Genomic DNA, 14,431 nt, shown 5'->3' with positions numbered 1-14,431 from the left:
ATCATGCAAAGCAAAACCCATCTTTTCCGCTCGGCGGCCTTTGCCGCGATCGGTTCGCTGCTCCTCGCGTCCTGTGGCGGAGGCGGGGGCGGGACACCGACCCCGGCGCCCACGCCGACCCCGACGCCAACCCCCACCCCCACGACCGTCTATACGGCGCCCGCCGCGGAATCGCTGAGCGTGGGCGAGGTTCAGACGGTCCTCGCCAACGCGATTTCGGAAGCGCAGGCGCGCGGGCTGCCTTCGGTGATCGCGGTGACCGACCGGGTCGGCAACGTCCTGGCGGTGTTCCGCATGAACGGCGCGCGCGCGACCGCGACGACCGCCGCGGCGCCGAACGGCGCCAACATGGACGCGCAGAACGTCACTTTCCCGGCAGAGGGCGGCGCCATCGCGAAAGCCATCACCGGCGCCTATCTGTCCAGCGGCGGCAACGCCTTTTCGACCCGCACGGCAAGCCAGATCGTCCAGGAGCATTTCCCGCCGGCGCCGACGACCGTCGGGCTGGAAAGCGGCCCGCTCTATGGCGTGCAGTTCAGCCAGCTTCCGTGCAGCGACTTTTCCTCGCGGTTCGGCGCGGCGGGCAATGCGGCGCTGATCGGGCCAAAACGCTCTCCGCTGGGGCTCGCGGCCGATGCCGGCGGACTGCCGCTTTACAAGAATGGCGTCCTCGTCGGCGGCATCGGCGTGATGGGCGACGGCGTCTATGGCCTCGATACCAATATCCTCGATGTCGAGAATGATCCGGAGGAATTCATCGCGCTCGCGGGCACGCGCGGGTTCGAGGCGCCGTCCAGCATCACCGCCGACAAGATCAGCGTCGACGGGACGACGCTGCGCTTTTCCGACGCGACCTTCGCGGGGGTCATGAGCGGCGGCGGGGCAAGTTTTGCCAGCCTCAACGGCGTTGCGGGCAATCTGGTCGCGGTGACGGGATACGCCAGCGCGGCCGTTACCGCCGGTGTCGCCTACGGGACCGAGGCATCGGGGGTGCGCCCCGCGACCCCTGCCGAATTCTCGAACCGCGATGCCTTCATCTTCACCGACGGCAGCGGCACCAACCGTTACCCGATCCGTGCGGGCGCCGATGGCGGGGCCGTTCCCACCCCGCTCAGCGCCGCCGAGGTGCGAGCGGTTCTCGAGGAAGCCTTCACGGTCATGAGCCGCGCCCGCGCCCAGATCCGCAAGCCGCTCGACAGCCGTGCGCAGGTGACGATCAGCGTCGTCGATACGTTCGGAACCCCGCTTGGCATCGTCCGATCGCCCGACGCGCCGATCTTCGGGTCCGACGTCAGCCTGCAGAAGGCGCGCACTGCGGCCTTCTTTTCCAACCCGAACGCCGGCGCCGAACTGTCCGCCAACGCCAGCGCCGACATTCGCCAGTTCGTCGGCGCCCTGCGCACGTTCCTGAACAATCCGGCCGCGCTTACCGGGACGATCGCTTTCCCCGACCGGGCGAACGGCAATCTGTCGCGCCCCTATTTCCCCGATGGCGAGGTCGGCCGTCCGCATGGGCCGTTGTCGCGCCCGATCGCGCAATTCAATCCCTTCTCGACCGGGCTCCAGTCAGCGCTGATCATCGGCAATCTGGGCCAGCATGTCGGCTTTCTTCAGGGCGCGAATCCCGACACGCCGGCCCGTTGCACGACGTTGCCCGACGCGGCTCCGGGACAGAACCGGCTTCAGAACGGCATCCAGATCTTTCCCGGATCGGTGCCCATCTATCGCGGCAGCACGCTCGTCGGCGCGATCGGCGTGTCGGGCGACGGCATCGACCAGGATGACATGATCAGCTTTCTGGGCGCCCACAACGGGGGCTTGCGCGCGGTCGGGATCGGCAATGCCCCCGCGGCGATGCGCGCCGATCAGGTGGTGGTGACGCTGGCCGACGGTGCAAGGGTGCGCCTGCGCTACATCAGTTGCCCCTTTGCGCCCTTCCTCGATACGACGGCTCAAAATGTCTGCGACGGGCTGTAGGCGATGAGCGTGGAGGTCAGCCTTTGGCCGATCATCGCGACGCTCGCGGCGCAGGGCGCGCCCGCGGTCGATGTGCCGCCGGCGCCCCCGGCGGCCGACCCGCCCGCGGCGGACGAAGCGACCGGCGAACAGGCACCGGACACCGCCGCCGAACAGGCGCCGCTCGAAGACCTCACCCCGCCGCCGCCGCCGGTCGATTGGCAGGAGGTGATCAAGGACGATCTCGTCACCCAGATCATCGAGGGGCGCCGCCGGCCGGGCTATACGCCCGACCTTCCCGACCAGTTGACGCAGGACAATGTCGGGGCGCTTCGACCGCCGCCGCCACAGGCTTTTCCCGGCATCGAGGACCAGCTTCCCGTCCCCGACCGCTGGCGGCTGATCGAGACGCTGGGCGTCGTCAAGGAGCGGTGGTTCGACCCCTATCACCAGAACACGCTGAAGGGCGACCGGCCGATCGATCCCGAAAAGGTCAAATGGCTGCCGATCAAGGGTGACGACTGGTTCTTCGTGCTCAACGCGGTTTCGGACACGGTGTTCGAGCCGCGAACCTTCCCGATTCCGGTCGGCGTCCAGACGACGTCGCGCCCCGGCAGTCTGGATGTGTTCGGCAAGAACCGCAGCTTCGTGTTCGCGCAGACCTTCATTGCCGGCGCGGCGCTGATCAAGGGGTCGACCGCCTTCAAGCCGCCCGACGTCGAATATCGCGTCACGCTGGCGTATCAGGCCAATTATGTCGACGTGCCCGAACGGCGCGTTCTCGACGTGCGCCCGTCGAAGAAGAGCAATCGCTACGACAGTTTCCTCGGCGTGCAGGAACTGTTCGTCGACAAGCATCTCGGCAACGACAGCGACCGGTTCGATTTCCACTCGATCCGTATCGGTATCCAGCCGTTCCAGAGCGATTTTCGCGGCTTTCTGTTCAACGACAGCCAGCTTGGCGTTCGCTTGTTCGGCAACCGCGACAACAATCGCTTCCAGTACAATGTCGCGGCCTTCTGGCGGCTGGAAAAGGATACCAACAGCGGCCTCAACGACATCACCCAGACGCCGCGCGACGACTTCATCTTCACCGCCAATCTGTATCGGCAGGATTTTCCGTTCGTCGGGCTGACCAGCCAGGTCAGCGTGACCTACAACCGGAACCGCGAAAAGAACGACGTCCAGATCGATCACAATGGCTTCCCGGTCCGCCCGGCGCTGCTCGGCGATCTGCGCGGCCGCGAATATGATGTCACCTATCTTGGCTACAGCGCCGACGGGCGTATCGGGCGGATCAACCTCACGGCAAGCTTCTATGCCGCCCTGGGGGAGGACCGGAACAGCTTCTTCACCAGCAAGCCCGCAAAGATCCGCGCCGGCTTCGCGGCCGCCGAACTCAGCTATGATCACGACTGGATGCGTTTCCGCCTGTCGGGGCTCTACGCGAGCGGCGATCGCGATCCGTACAACAATGTCGAGGGCGGGTTCGATGCGATCTTCGAAAACCCGATCTTCGGCGGCGCCGACACGAGCTACTGGATCCGGCAGACCATCCCCTTTGCGGGCGGCGGCCGCGTCATATCGATCAGCGGCCGCAACGGCATATTGAATTCGCTGCGCTCGTCGAAGGAAGAAGGCCAGTCGAACTTCAACAATCCGGGGACGGTGTTCGTCGGCGCGGGCGCCGATTTCGACCTGTCGCCCGAAACGCGCGTCAGCTTCAACGCCAACCATCTGTGGTTCGACAACACCAGGGTGCTGCAGACCCTTCGCGTCGAAGGGTCAATTCCAAAAGACATCGGCTTCGATCTGTCGGTGGCGGCGATATGGCGGCCGAAGGCGACGCAGAATATCGTCGGGCGCCTCAGCACCGCGATCCTTCTTCCGGGCAAGGGGTTCAAGGATTTGTTCGAAAACAAGAAGCGTGAAAACGCCTATGTCTCGATCCTCGCCAATGTGATCGTGAGCTTCTGACGATGGTTCGCAAACTCCTCTCGCTCTTCGCCTTCCTTGTCCTGGCGCTGACGTTCGGCGCCCAGGGCGCGCGGGCGTCCGAAGCGGAAAAGCCGGTCAAGGTCGTGTACCGCTTCACGCCGCCCGCGCCCAAGGAGCAGAGCGAGTCCCAGATGGCGGAGAAGTCGGCTGGCTGCTACAGTTGCCACGTCCGCACCGACCTGCCGACGATGCACAAGACCCCCGCGGTGCGGCTTGGCTGTACCGACTGTCACGGCGGCGATTCAACCTCGCCCGCAGCCTTCGGCAAACCCGAACTCGGTTATGAGAGCGCCTATAATCTGGCAGCAAAGAAGGCCGCGCACCCGCAGCCGACCCTGCCCGGCGCATGGGGTGGCAGCCCCGCGAACCCGAAGCGCAGCTATACGTTGCTCAACAAGGAATCGCCGGAATTCATCCGTTTCGTGAACCCCAGCGATTATCGCGTCGCGCGCGAGGCGTGCGGATCGTGCCACCTTGAGGTGATCGAGGCGACCGAGCGCTCGATGATGTCGACCGGCGCGATGTTGTGGGGCGGGGCCGCCTATAACAACGGCATCGTCCCCTATAAGAATTATATCTTCGGAGAGGCCTATACGCGCGACGGCAAGCCCGCGTGCATTCTTTCGCCCTCGTCGCGGCTGACGAAGGAGGAATATGCCGAGGCGTGCAAGCCAAGCTTCGACGCCGACAAAATCCTGAAACCCGAAGAAAGGAAGCGCGGCGCGCTGGCCCGAATGTACCCGCTTCCCCGCTGGAGCGTCATTCCGCCCGGCGACGTCTTCCGCGTCTTCGAACGCGGCGGCCGGAACATCAGCACCCAGTTCGCCGAAATCGGCCTGCCCAATCCCACCGGTAGCATCCAGCGGCTCGAAGAGCCGGGCCGTCCCGACCTCAAACAGTCGAACCGCGGTCCCGGAACCGGGCTGCGCGTCTCGATCCCCGTGCTCAATATCCACAAGACGCGCCTCAACGATCCGCTGATGTGGTTCATGGGGACCAACGACCAACCGGGCGACTACCGCCACTCGGGCTGCGCCGGTTGCCATGTCATCTATGCCAACGACCGCGAACCCCGCCACAGCCTGATCTATGCCCAATATGGCCGCGACGGCGAGACCGCGACGGTCGACCCGACGATATCGGGGCGCAAATGGAAACCCGAAAGCGACGACCATGGCGGGGGACACGGTGGTGGCGGGTCGGATCATGGCGATGGCGCGAAGCACGCGCCCGATCCCGACCAGCATGGCGCGCTCGTCGATCCGGCCGACGCGGCGGCTGGCCCTCAGGCGAAGGCCAAAAAGGAACGGCTCGAATCGGGCCACCCGATCGGCCATGCGTTCACCCGCGCGATCCCGACCGCGCAGTGCATGACCTGCCACATGCACCAGCCGAACATCTTCCTGAACTCGTACCTCGGCTACACGATGTGGGATTATGAATCCGACGCGCCGCAGATGTGGCCGGGTCCGAACAACACCGCGCCGCGGCCTCCGGGGATGAGCGAGGCGGAGTATCAGAAGAAGTACAAACAACAACATTATCCGACCGCTGCCGAGGTTCACAGGACGCTCGAACGCAATCCCGAAGGGGCATCGGCGCGCGGCCTGTGGTCCGACGTCGAATTCCTGCGCGACGTCTATGACGTCAACGACACCAACCAGAATACCCAGTTCGCCGATTATCACGGCCATGGCTGGAACTTCCGCGGTATCTTCAAGCGCGACCGCAACGGCAACCTTCTCGATGCCGACGGCAATATGTCGACCTATGGCACCGACAAGGCGCATATCGTCGATCCGAACGACCCGGAAAAGTGGCGCAAGAGCTGCAGCCACTACACCGATCCCAAGGAGCGTGAGCTGTGCCTGAGCACGGCGACTCCCGACGGTCGCGAGGGTAAGTTCGTGCCGCCGGGCCTCAACCCCGGCAAGGCCGTCCACATGATGGACATCCATGCCGAAAAGGGCATGCAGTGCGCCGATTGCCACTTTGCGCAGGACGCCCACGGCAACGGCTATATCCAGGGCGAGGTCGCGAATGCGGTCGAGATCGGGTGCAAGGACTGCCACGGCACCGCCGATGCCCTTCCCAACCTTCTGACCTCGAACGTCGCGGCGCGGCCGCAGGGCACGAATCTGGCGTTGCTCCGCAACAGCGACGGACGGCGGCGTTTCGAATTCCAATATAATGACGATGGCGAAGTGACAGGTCTGATCCAGCGCTCGATCGTCGACCCGAAACTCGAATGGCAGGTCAGTCTGGTCAAGCAGGCGGTGACGCCAGGGCCACACTTCAATGCCAAGGCCGCACGGGCCAAACTCATGGCGCGATCGGGGGCCGACGACGGCAAGTTCGAATGGGGGCCGGGCGTTGCGAAGGAGGATCGCGCGCACGGCGAAGACAAGATGACCTGTTTTACCTGTCATCTTTCGTGGACGACGAGTTGTGGCGGTTGTCACTTGCCGATCGAGGCGAACTGGAAGACCAGCATGCATCACTTCGAGGGGGAGGAGACGCGCAACTTTGCGACCTATAACCCGCAGGTGGCGCGCGACGAGATGTTCCAGCTCGGCCGGCACATGACAACCAAGCCCGGCGAACCCGGACCGAATGGCGAGGTGCGCGGGATTATCACGCCGGTGCGCTCGACCTCGGCTCTGGTGCTGTCCTCGACCAACCTCAATCGCGAACGCATCTATGTCCAGCAACCGCCGATCTCGGCCGCCGGTTTCTCCAGTCAGGCGTTCGCGCCGCACTTCCCGCACACGGTGCGTCGTCAGGAAACCAAGCAGTGCACCGATTGCCACCTGTCGGCAGCCGACGACAATAATGCGATCATGTCGCAATTGACGTTGATGGGGACCAATTTCGTGAACTTCGTCGGGCTCAACGTCTGGTCGGGTCAGGATGGCAGCTTTCAGGCGACCCGCGTCACCGAGTGGGATGAGCCGCAGGCGGTGATCGGCAGCTATCTGCAGAAATACGCCTATCCCGACTATTACGACATGCACGTCAGCCAGAATGGCCGCGAGCTCAAGAACTGGGTACGCGGCAAGACCTTCGACAAGAAACTATCCGGCGAAACCCAAGCCCTGGAAGAGTTCCACAACATTGTTCAGGATACGAGCGGCCGGGTGAACTGCCTGCAACAGCGCGGTGAATATATGTTCGTCGCCGAGGGCAAGGGCGGTTTCCGCGTCTATGACGTCGCGTCGATCGGCAACAAGGGCTTTTCCGACCGCATCGTTCGTGCGCCCTTCTCGCCACTCGGGCACGACACCCATGTGAAGACGACGAACGCGACCTGCATGGCGATCGGGACGAACCAGCCGATCAGCGTGTCGCGCAACGACCATATCGTGAAGGATTTTCCCGAAAATCAGGAACAGTCCTTCCATCCGCTCTATCGCTATGCCGTCATCACCGACAGTGTCGAGGGGCTGGTGCTTGTCGACATCGACACGCTGGCGAACGGCGAATTCCGCGACAACAAGCTGACCCGCGCGCTGACCTGGAACGAAGGGAATGTGCTGGCAGGCGCGCGGCATGTGACGCTTGCGGGTAACTACGCCTATGTCACGACCGACGCCGGGCTTGTCGTACTCGACCTCTCGACGCCGCTGCAGCCGAAGGTCACGGCGCAGTTGCCCCTTCGCGATGCGCGCGCCAGCGCCGTCCAGTTCCGCTATCTCTGGGTCACCAATGCCGAGGGCGTCAGCCTGTTCGACATCACCAACATGGCGCAGCCGGTGCTCGTGCCGGAGGGCACGGTACGGATCGCCAATGCGCGCAAAATCTATCTGGCGCGCACTTATATGTATGTCGCCGCCAAAACCGACGGCCTCGTGATCGTCGATGTGACCCGCCCGGCGGCACCGGTCATGTGGCCCGCGCTGACCTTCAATGGCCTGTTGAACGACGCCGAGGACGTGATCGTCGCATCGACCAACGCATCGCTCTTCGCCTATGTCGCCGACGGCCGGAACGGCATCAAGGTGCTGCAACTGACCAGCCCTGACAATCCGGGCCTCTATGGCTTCTCGCCCAAGCCGACGCCCGAACTGATCGCCTGGGCCAGGACGCCTTCGCCGGCCCTCGCACTGTCGAAAGGCCTCGATCGCGATCGTGCGGTGGACGAGAGTGGCGGTCAGATCGCGGTCTTCGGCCGGGTCGGTTCGCGGCCCTTTACGCGGCCTGAAATGGAGAGACTGTTCCTCAACAGCAAGGGCATGGTCTACAAGGTCCGCGACGAGGTCGATCAATCGGCGTGGCGACCGCCGTTGCTTTACGCGAACTAAAGCCGTTCGGCCTGCACCACATTGTCCGACGCGCGCAGCGCCGAGAGAATGCGCATCACATGGTGCACGTCGCGCACTTCGACGACGACGTCATAGGTGTGGAACCCGCCTTCGCGGTTCGACAGCCGCAGATTGGTGATGTTCGCCGAATTGGCGGCGAGGATGCCCGACATTTCGGCGAGCGTACCCGGTTCGTTCAGGATCACGATGCACAGCCGTGCATTACCGCCCTCGCTGTCTTCCTGCCAGCGCAGGTCGATCCAGTCGGCATCGATCCCGTCGGCGAGGCTCGGGCAGTCGATGACATGGACCTCGATCCCTTCGCCCGGGCGAGCAAGGCCGACGATGCGGTCGCCGGGGACGGGGTGGCAACAGTCGGCAAGCTGGTAGGCGACCCCCGGCGTCAACCCCGCGATCGATACCGCGGCGCCCTGTGCCAGGCGGCCGGGCTTGGTCTTCATCTCGGCCGTGATGCCGGGGACGAGCGCTTCGAGTACGGCATTGTCGGTGAAGCGCTGCTTGGCGATTGCGACGTAGAGCGCGCTGTCGTCCTCAAGCTTCAACCGCGTCAGTGCAGCCGTGCGTGCCTTGTCGCCGACCTTGTTCGGCAACCGCGCGACGATCTCGTCGTACATTTTGCGGCCCAGTGCCGCGAGTTCGACTTTTTCCTTCGAGCGCACGTGGCGGCGGATCGCGGCGCGCGCCTTGCCCGTAACCGCGAAGCCCAGCCATGCCGGCTGCGGCGTCTGCTTGTCGGACGACAGGATTTCGACCGTGTCGCCGTTCGCGAGTTGCGTGCGCAGCGGCACCAGCCGACCATTGACCTTCGCACCGACCGTGCGGTCGCCAAGCTTGGTGTGCACGGCATAGGCAAAATCGACCGGCGTCGCACCCTTTGGAAGCTGGTGAAGGCTTCCTTTGGGCGTGAAGGCGAAGATGCGATCCTGGTACATCGCGATGCGTGTGTTCTCTAGGAACTCGTCCGGATCATGCGTCTGTTCGAGGATTTCCAGCAGGTCGCGAATCCACCCCGCCTGCCCGTCGGGCGCGGCGCCGCCCTGCTTGTATGCCCAATGGGCGGCAAGGCCGAATTCGGACTGCTGATGCATGCCGAGGCTTCGGATCTGAATCTCGATGCGCATATTCTGCTGGTGCATGATCGTCGTGTGCAGCGACTTGTACCCGTTGCGCTTCGGCGTCGAGATATAGTCCTTGAACCGGCCGGGGACCATTTTCCACTTGCGGTGCAGGATACCGAGCGCCGCGTAACAATCGGCATCGGTCGGCGTTATGATGCGGAAGGCGATGATGTCGGTCACCTGCTCGAAGCTGACGTGACGCTCCTGCATCTTGCGCCAGATCGAATAGGGGTGCTTTTCGCGCCCTGAGACATCGGCCTCGATGCCGTTCTTCGCCAGTAATTCCTTGAATTCGCGGCTGATCGCGGCAACCTTGTCCTTCCCTCCCGCACTCAGCTTGGCGAGACGCCCGGTGATGGTCGCATAGGCCTCGGGCTCCAGCTCGCTGAACGCGAGCAACTGCATCTCGCGCATATATTCATACATGCCGATCCGCTCGGCGAGCGGGGCATAGATATCCATCGTCTCCTTGGCGATGCGGCGGCGCTTGTCGGGGTTCTTGATGAAATGCAGCGTCCGCATATTGTGCAGCCGGTCGGCGAGCTTGACCAGCAGCACGCGGATATCGTCCGACATGGCGAGCAGGAATTTGCGCAGATTTTCCGCCGCACGTTCGTTCTCGGTCTGGGCCTCGATCTTCGACAGCTTGGTGACCCCGTCGACCAGCCGTCCGACGTCGGCGCCGAACAGGCGCTCGATTTCGTCCGGCGTGGTCAACGTGTCTTCCAGCGTGTCGTGGAGCAGTGCGGTGACGATCGTCTCGCTATCGAGATGCAGGTCGGTCAGGATACCCGCGACCTCGACGGGATGGCTGAAATAGGGGTCGCCCGATGCCCGTTTCTGGCTGCCGTGCTTCTGGACGGTGAAGACATAGGCACGATTGAGCAACGCCTCATCGACGTCAGGATCATAAGCGCGCACGCGCTCGACAAGTTCATACTGCCTGAGCATAGGGTCCAGACCCCAATGTCCTCCATGCGGCCGCAATTGCAATGCGAAACTTGCTTTCATTTTGGAGAAGACGTTAGCAACTTTGGTAAAGCCCGTTGGAAGCATCGTTCGCGCCGGGTAGAAAGCGGGCCGATGGGGACCGATAATCTCGATTCGACCGCGGCGCCGCGTGTTTCGATCGTCATGCCGGTGCATAATGGTGCGCGGTGGCTGGCGGAGGCTATCGAGTCGATTCTGGTGCAGGACTTCCGGGATTTCGAGCTGATCCTCGTCGATGACGCATCGCGGGATGCGTCTCCCGCGATCATGGCCAGCGCTGCAGCGCGCGATGCGCGTGTCCGGTTGATCACGCTCGAGACCAATCGCGGGCTGCCGGGGGCTCTGAATGCGGGGTTCGATGCGGCACGCGGTGCCCTGCATAGCTGGACGTCGGACGATAATCTTCTCCGCCCCGCGATGCTCGATCGTCTGGTTGCGACGCTCGATGCGCATCCCGAGGCGGATATCGTCCATGCCGACTTCACGCTGATCGACGAGGGCGGGACCGAACTCCGCCGCTCGCGCGTCGGTCCGGTCGATCGCCTGCTCCACGGCAACAATGTCGGCGCCTGTTTCCTGTATCGCGCCCACGTGACCGAGGTGCTGAACGGCTATGATACCGGGCTGTTCGGGGTGGAGGATTATGATTTCTGGCTACGCGCGGCGCAAAGGTTCCGTTTCGTGGAACTGCACGAAGATCTCTATCGATACCGCAAGCATGGTGGCAGCCTGACGAGCCAGCGTGCCGCACAGATCCAGGCGCTCACGGCGCAGATCGTCGAGCGCGCGATACCCGCTTCGCTCCCTGCGAAGCAGCGCAGCGAAATATTGCTGGGGCTCGCGCTGAAAAGTCACCGCCGCTGGCGCTTCGACCTGGTCCTGCGTGCCTTCGCCGCGCATCCGGTTCCGGTTCTCGCACAATTGCCGCAGATCGGGCGCTGGTCGCTTGTCATGGCGCGTGACCGCCTGACCGCCTGAATCGGAAGGACCGCCGCGCGTACCGGAACACGGCGCGCGGACGGCCCCTGCGGCACAGCCGAGCCGGGAGCAGGAGAGGAGAGCGCCCCGACCCGACCGGCCGGATCATTTCACCTTGTTGCAGCGCGCGAGTTCATCGGCCTCGAACGCCTTGCCGTTCGCAGTGAAGCTCTTCACTTCGCCTGCCTCGCGGGCGAGACCTGTGCATATGAGCAGTGGGCGGCTCGTGCCGCGTCCTGCGCCGCAGTTCAGCCCTTCGCACGACCAGATGATATCGCGCGCCACGAATTTTGCGGCCTTCGGCGGGCTTGTGAGTTCGGCGCGATAATAGGAACCACCGGCGGCGCTGGCCGTTGCCGGAATCAATGCGACGCCGCCCAGCGCGGCAAGCAAGGGTAGTAAAAGGGACGGGGAAGAAAGCTTGGCCATGGGGAGATCCTCCTGTTCTTGAGCAATCTTAAAAGAGTTGCAAAATGAAATTGGTACAGCGGGTTGCAAATTGCAACCAAAGGCGCATATTTTTTTGTGCGAGGGCCAATTTTACGTTAGGGCATGGCGATGGGAAAATTACGCGAACCGCTCAATGACATCTATGGCGACAATTGTGCGCTGCCGCTCGCATTGGAAGCCATGGGCGAGCGATGGTCTTTCATGATCCTCCGCGCGGCCTTCAACGGCGTCCATCATTTCGAGGAGTTCCAGCAGGAACTCAGCATCGCGCGCAACATCCTGTCGAACCGTCTGTCGCGACTTGTCGATCATGGCATCATGGCGCGCGAGGTGATGGCCGAGGATCGCCGCAAGGTCCGGTACGAGCTGACGCAAAAGGGCATCGAACTTCTTCCCGCGATGATCGCTCTGCGCCAGTGGGGCGAGAAATGGGGGGCAGGCGTGGCGTCGACCCCCGTTCTCGTCGATACGCGCGACGAACAGCCGATCGGGCCGGTGACCATGACCGCGCACGACGGGCGGACGCTGACCTATGGCGAGCTGCTTTGGAAGCACCGCTCGGAATTGCAGCCGCTGGGCCAGGCGCGTGTGCGCATGGCGCCTGTCGCGGCGGAATGATATTTGGCTTCACGCACTCTCGCGCCGACCGTCGATAGCGCCGCCTCCGCAATGCCCATTTTCGGATTTTCTTCGCCCGAGCCGTTTTTCGGTAACAAGGTACGGGCGTTCTGGAACCTGCAACTGCTGGGCTGGGCCGCGTGGCTGGGGCTGCGCGGTGTGTCCGGCCTGGCCAATGGTCAGCCGTTCACCTTTCTGATCCCGCAGACGATTTCGGCGATCACGGGCTTCTCGCTGACCCTCATCCTGTCGGTCTGCTATCGCGCCCTGATCAATCGTCGCCCGCTGTTGATGTGGGGTGTCAGCTTCGGGCTGGCCGGGATCGCGACCGCGCTGTGGGCGTTCATCGACGCCTGGGTCGCCCAGATCCAGAATCCCGCGAGTGAAGCCGGGTTCACCAGCTTGCTCCTCGGTGCGGTCTATATCGACGCGACCTCGCTCGGTGCCTGGTCGGCGCTGTATTTCGCGATCAACTATTTCCTCCAGCTCGAGGAACAGAATGACCGGATGCTGCGGCTTGAGGCGCAGGCGGCTTCGGCGCAGCTCGCCATGCTGCGCTACCAGCTCAACCCCCATTTCCTGTTCAATACGCTGAACAGCATTTCGACGCTTGTGCTGCTCAAGCAGTCGGAACCGGCGAACGCGATGCTGTCGCGGCTTTCGGCGTTTCTGCGCTACACGCTCGCCAACGAACCCACGGCGCAGGTGACGCTGGCGCAGGAGATCGAGACGCTGAAACTCTATCTCGATATCGAAAAGATGCGTTTCGAGGATCGCCTCCGCCCGCATTTCGCCATCGATCCGGCGGTTGCGCGCGCGCGGCTGCCGTCGCTTCTCCTCCAGCCACTGATCGAAAACGCCATCAAATATGCGGTCACGCCGCAGGAAGAAGGCGCCGACATCAGGATTTCGGCTCAGCTTGCCGGTCAAAACGTGCGGATCACCGTGTCCGACACGGGCTCGGGATTGTCAGGGGAAACGACCGACCCCACCACGGGGCTTGCAACGGAATCGACCGGCGTGGGTTTAGCCAACATCAGGGACCGGCTGGCGCAGGCTTTTGGCGACCAGCATCGGTTCGACGTCCAGACGGGCGCTGAGGGCGGGTTCGCGGTGGTTATCGAGTTTCCGTTCCAGCCCGAAGGGCAAATGACGATTGGAACAGAACGCACATGACGATCAGAACCATCCTGGTGGATGATGAAAAATTGGCGACTCAGGGCCTGCAACTCAGGCTCGAAGCGCACCCGGATGTCGAGATTGTCGACACCGCCCTGAACGGTCGCGAGGCGATCCGAAAGATCAAGACGCACAAGCCGGACCTGGTGTTCCTGGACATCCAGATGCCCGGATTTGACGGCTTTTCGGTGATTCAGGGGCTGATGGAGGTCGAACCGCCGCTCGTCGTTTTCGTCACCGCCTATTCGGATCATGCCATCCGTGCGTTCGAGGCGCAGGCGGTCGATTATCTGGTGAAACCGGTCGAGCCGGAACGACTTGCCGACGCGCTTGACCGTGTGCGCCAGCGCCTTGCAGAAAAGCGCGGGGCCGCCGAGGTCGAACGATTGAAGACCGTCCTGGCCGAGGTCGCGCCTGAGGCGGTCGAGGACTATGACGCCGAGGCTCAGCCCGATGCTCACGCTGCCGATCGCTATGAAAAGATGATCAACATCAAGGATCGGGGTCAGATTTTCCGCGTCGATGTCGACAGTATCGAGCGGATCGATGCTGCCGGCGATTACATGTGCATCTATACTGCCGACAACAGCCTGATCCTGCGCGAGACGATGAAGGATCTGGAAAAGCGGCTCGACCCCCGCAACTTTCAGCGCGTCCACCGCTCGACAATCGTCAACCTGTCGCAGGTCAAGCAGGTCAAGCCGCACACCAATGGTGAATGCTTCCTCGTGCTCGGCTCCGGCGCGCAGGTGAAGGTCAGCCGCAGCTATCGCGACGTGGTCGCACGCTTCGTGCATTGATGCGATGAAGACGAAGGCGCCG

Annotated in this window: 9 protein-coding genes; 7 read left to right on the top strand and 2 right to left on the bottom strand. The window is 63.3% G+C overall.

Going from position 1 to position 14,431, the window contains the following annotated elements; genetic code table 11:
* Nucleotides 1–3: 3 nt before the first annotated feature.
* The 3 genes from JNM03_RS11400 to JNM03_RS11390 are packed head-to-tail and all read left to right on the top strand — an operon-like array spanning nucleotide 4 to nucleotide 8,255.
* Nucleotides 4–1,977 carry a heme-binding protein gene (locus JNM03_RS11400; protein WP_294036705.1) on the top strand — a complete coding sequence of 658 codons (1,974 nt, stop codon included), beginning with the start codon at nucleotides 4–6 and terminating at the stop codon, nucleotides 1,975–1,977.
* Nucleotides 1,978–1,980: 3 nt separating this feature from the next.
* On the top strand, nucleotides 1,981–3,933 hold the full coding sequence (locus tag JNM03_RS11395; RefSeq protein WP_294036704.1) for a hypothetical protein: 1,953 nt from the start codon (nucleotides 1,981–1,983) through the stop codon (nucleotides 3,931–3,933).
* A 2-nt stretch (nucleotides 3,934–3,935) separates the two neighbouring features.
* Nucleotides 3,936–8,255 (top strand): hypothetical protein, encoded by a 4,320-nt coding sequence (locus JNM03_RS11390; RefSeq protein ID WP_294036703.1) that lies wholly within the window; start codon nucleotides 3,936–3,938, stop codon nucleotides 8,253–8,255.
* On the opposite strand, the gene JNM03_RS11385 is transcribed toward JNM03_RS11390, so the two are convergent.
* Nucleotides 8,252–10,345 (bottom strand): bifunctional (p)ppGpp synthetase/guanosine-3',5'-bis(diphosphate) 3'-pyrophosphohydrolase, encoded by a 2,094-nt coding sequence (locus JNM03_RS11385; RefSeq protein ID WP_294036701.1) that lies wholly within the window; start codon nucleotides 10,343–10,345, stop codon nucleotides 8,252–8,254. The genes JNM03_RS11390 and JNM03_RS11385 overlap by 4 nt on opposite strands.
* 132 nt (nucleotides 10,346–10,477) lie before the next feature.
* Here JNM03_RS11385 and JNM03_RS11380 point away from each other — a divergent pair, with 132 nt between their 5' ends.
* Nucleotides 10,478–11,362 (top strand): glycosyltransferase, encoded by an 885-nt coding sequence (locus tag JNM03_RS11380; protein ID WP_294036699.1) that lies wholly within the window; start codon nucleotides 10,478–10,480, stop codon nucleotides 11,360–11,362.
* A 105-nt stretch (nucleotides 11,363–11,467) separates the two neighbouring features.
* On the opposite strand, the gene JNM03_RS11375 is transcribed toward JNM03_RS11380, so the two are convergent.
* Nucleotides 11,468–11,791 (bottom strand): hypothetical protein, encoded by a 324-nt coding sequence (locus JNM03_RS11375; RefSeq protein ID WP_294036698.1) that lies wholly within the window; start codon nucleotides 11,789–11,791, stop codon nucleotides 11,468–11,470.
* 129 nt (nucleotides 11,792–11,920) lie between these two features.
* Here JNM03_RS11375 and JNM03_RS11370 point away from each other — a divergent pair, with 129 nt between their 5' ends.
* The 3 genes from JNM03_RS11370 to JNM03_RS11360 are packed head-to-tail and all read left to right on the top strand — an operon-like array spanning nucleotide 11,921 to nucleotide 14,409.
* Nucleotides 11,921–12,430, top strand: a complete 510-nt coding sequence (locus tag JNM03_RS11370) for a helix-turn-helix domain-containing protein (RefSeq protein WP_294036696.1) — start codon at nucleotides 11,921–11,923, stop codon at nucleotides 12,428–12,430.
* A gap of 51 nt (nucleotides 12,431–12,481) precedes the next feature.
* Nucleotides 12,482–13,606 (top strand): sensor histidine kinase, encoded by a 1,125-nt coding sequence (locus JNM03_RS11365; RefSeq protein ID WP_294036694.1) that lies wholly within the window; start codon nucleotides 12,482–12,484, stop codon nucleotides 13,604–13,606.
* Complete coding sequence (locus JNM03_RS11360) at nucleotides 13,603–14,409, top strand: LytTR family DNA-binding domain-containing protein (RefSeq protein WP_294036692.1); 807 nt, start codon at nucleotides 13,603–13,605, stop codon at nucleotides 14,407–14,409. The genes JNM03_RS11365 and JNM03_RS11360 overlap by 4 nt, the downstream gene beginning before the upstream one ends.
* Nucleotides 14,410–14,431: the final 22 nt, after the last annotated feature.

The organism is Sphingopyxis sp., from assembly GCF_016793825.1.
Lineage (GTDB): Bacteria > Pseudomonadota > Alphaproteobacteria > Sphingomonadales > Sphingomonadaceae > Sphingopyxis.
The sequence above is the reverse complement of the archived record's forward strand: the minus strand, read 5'-3'. Positions and strand labels throughout refer to the sequence as shown.

Excerpts from the sequence above, each read along its gene's own strand:
- JNM03_RS11385 (WP_294036701.1), bottom strand. The coding sequence starts at position 10,345 with ATGCTCAGGCAGTATGAACTTGTCGAGCGCGTGCGCGCTTATGATCCT.
- JNM03_RS11400 (WP_294036705.1), top strand. The coding sequence starts at position 4 with ATGCAAAGCAAAACCCATCTTTTCCGCTCGGCGGCCTTTGCCGCGATC.
- JNM03_RS11370 (WP_294036696.1), top strand. The coding sequence starts at position 11,921 with ATGGGAAAATTACGCGAACCGCTCAATGACATCTATGGCGACAATTGT.
- JNM03_RS11360 (WP_294036692.1), top strand. The coding sequence starts at position 13,603 with ATGACGATCAGAACCATCCTGGTGGATGATGAAAAATTGGCGACTCAG.
- JNM03_RS11375 (WP_294036698.1), bottom strand. The coding sequence starts at position 11,791 with ATGGCCAAGCTTTCTTCCCCGTCCCTTTTACTACCCTTGCTTGCCGCG.
- JNM03_RS11390 (WP_294036703.1), top strand. The coding sequence starts at position 3,936 with ATGGTTCGCAAACTCCTCTCGCTCTTCGCCTTCCTTGTCCTGGCGCTG.
- JNM03_RS11395 (WP_294036704.1), top strand. The coding sequence starts at position 1,981 with ATGAGCGTGGAGGTCAGCCTTTGGCCGATCATCGCGACGCTCGCGGCG.
- JNM03_RS11380 (WP_294036699.1), top strand. The coding sequence starts at position 10,478 with ATGGGGACCGATAATCTCGATTCGACCGCGGCGCCGCGTGTTTCGATC.
- JNM03_RS11365 (WP_294036694.1), top strand. The coding sequence starts at position 12,482 with ATGCCCATTTTCGGATTTTCTTCGCCCGAGCCGTTTTTCGGTAACAAG.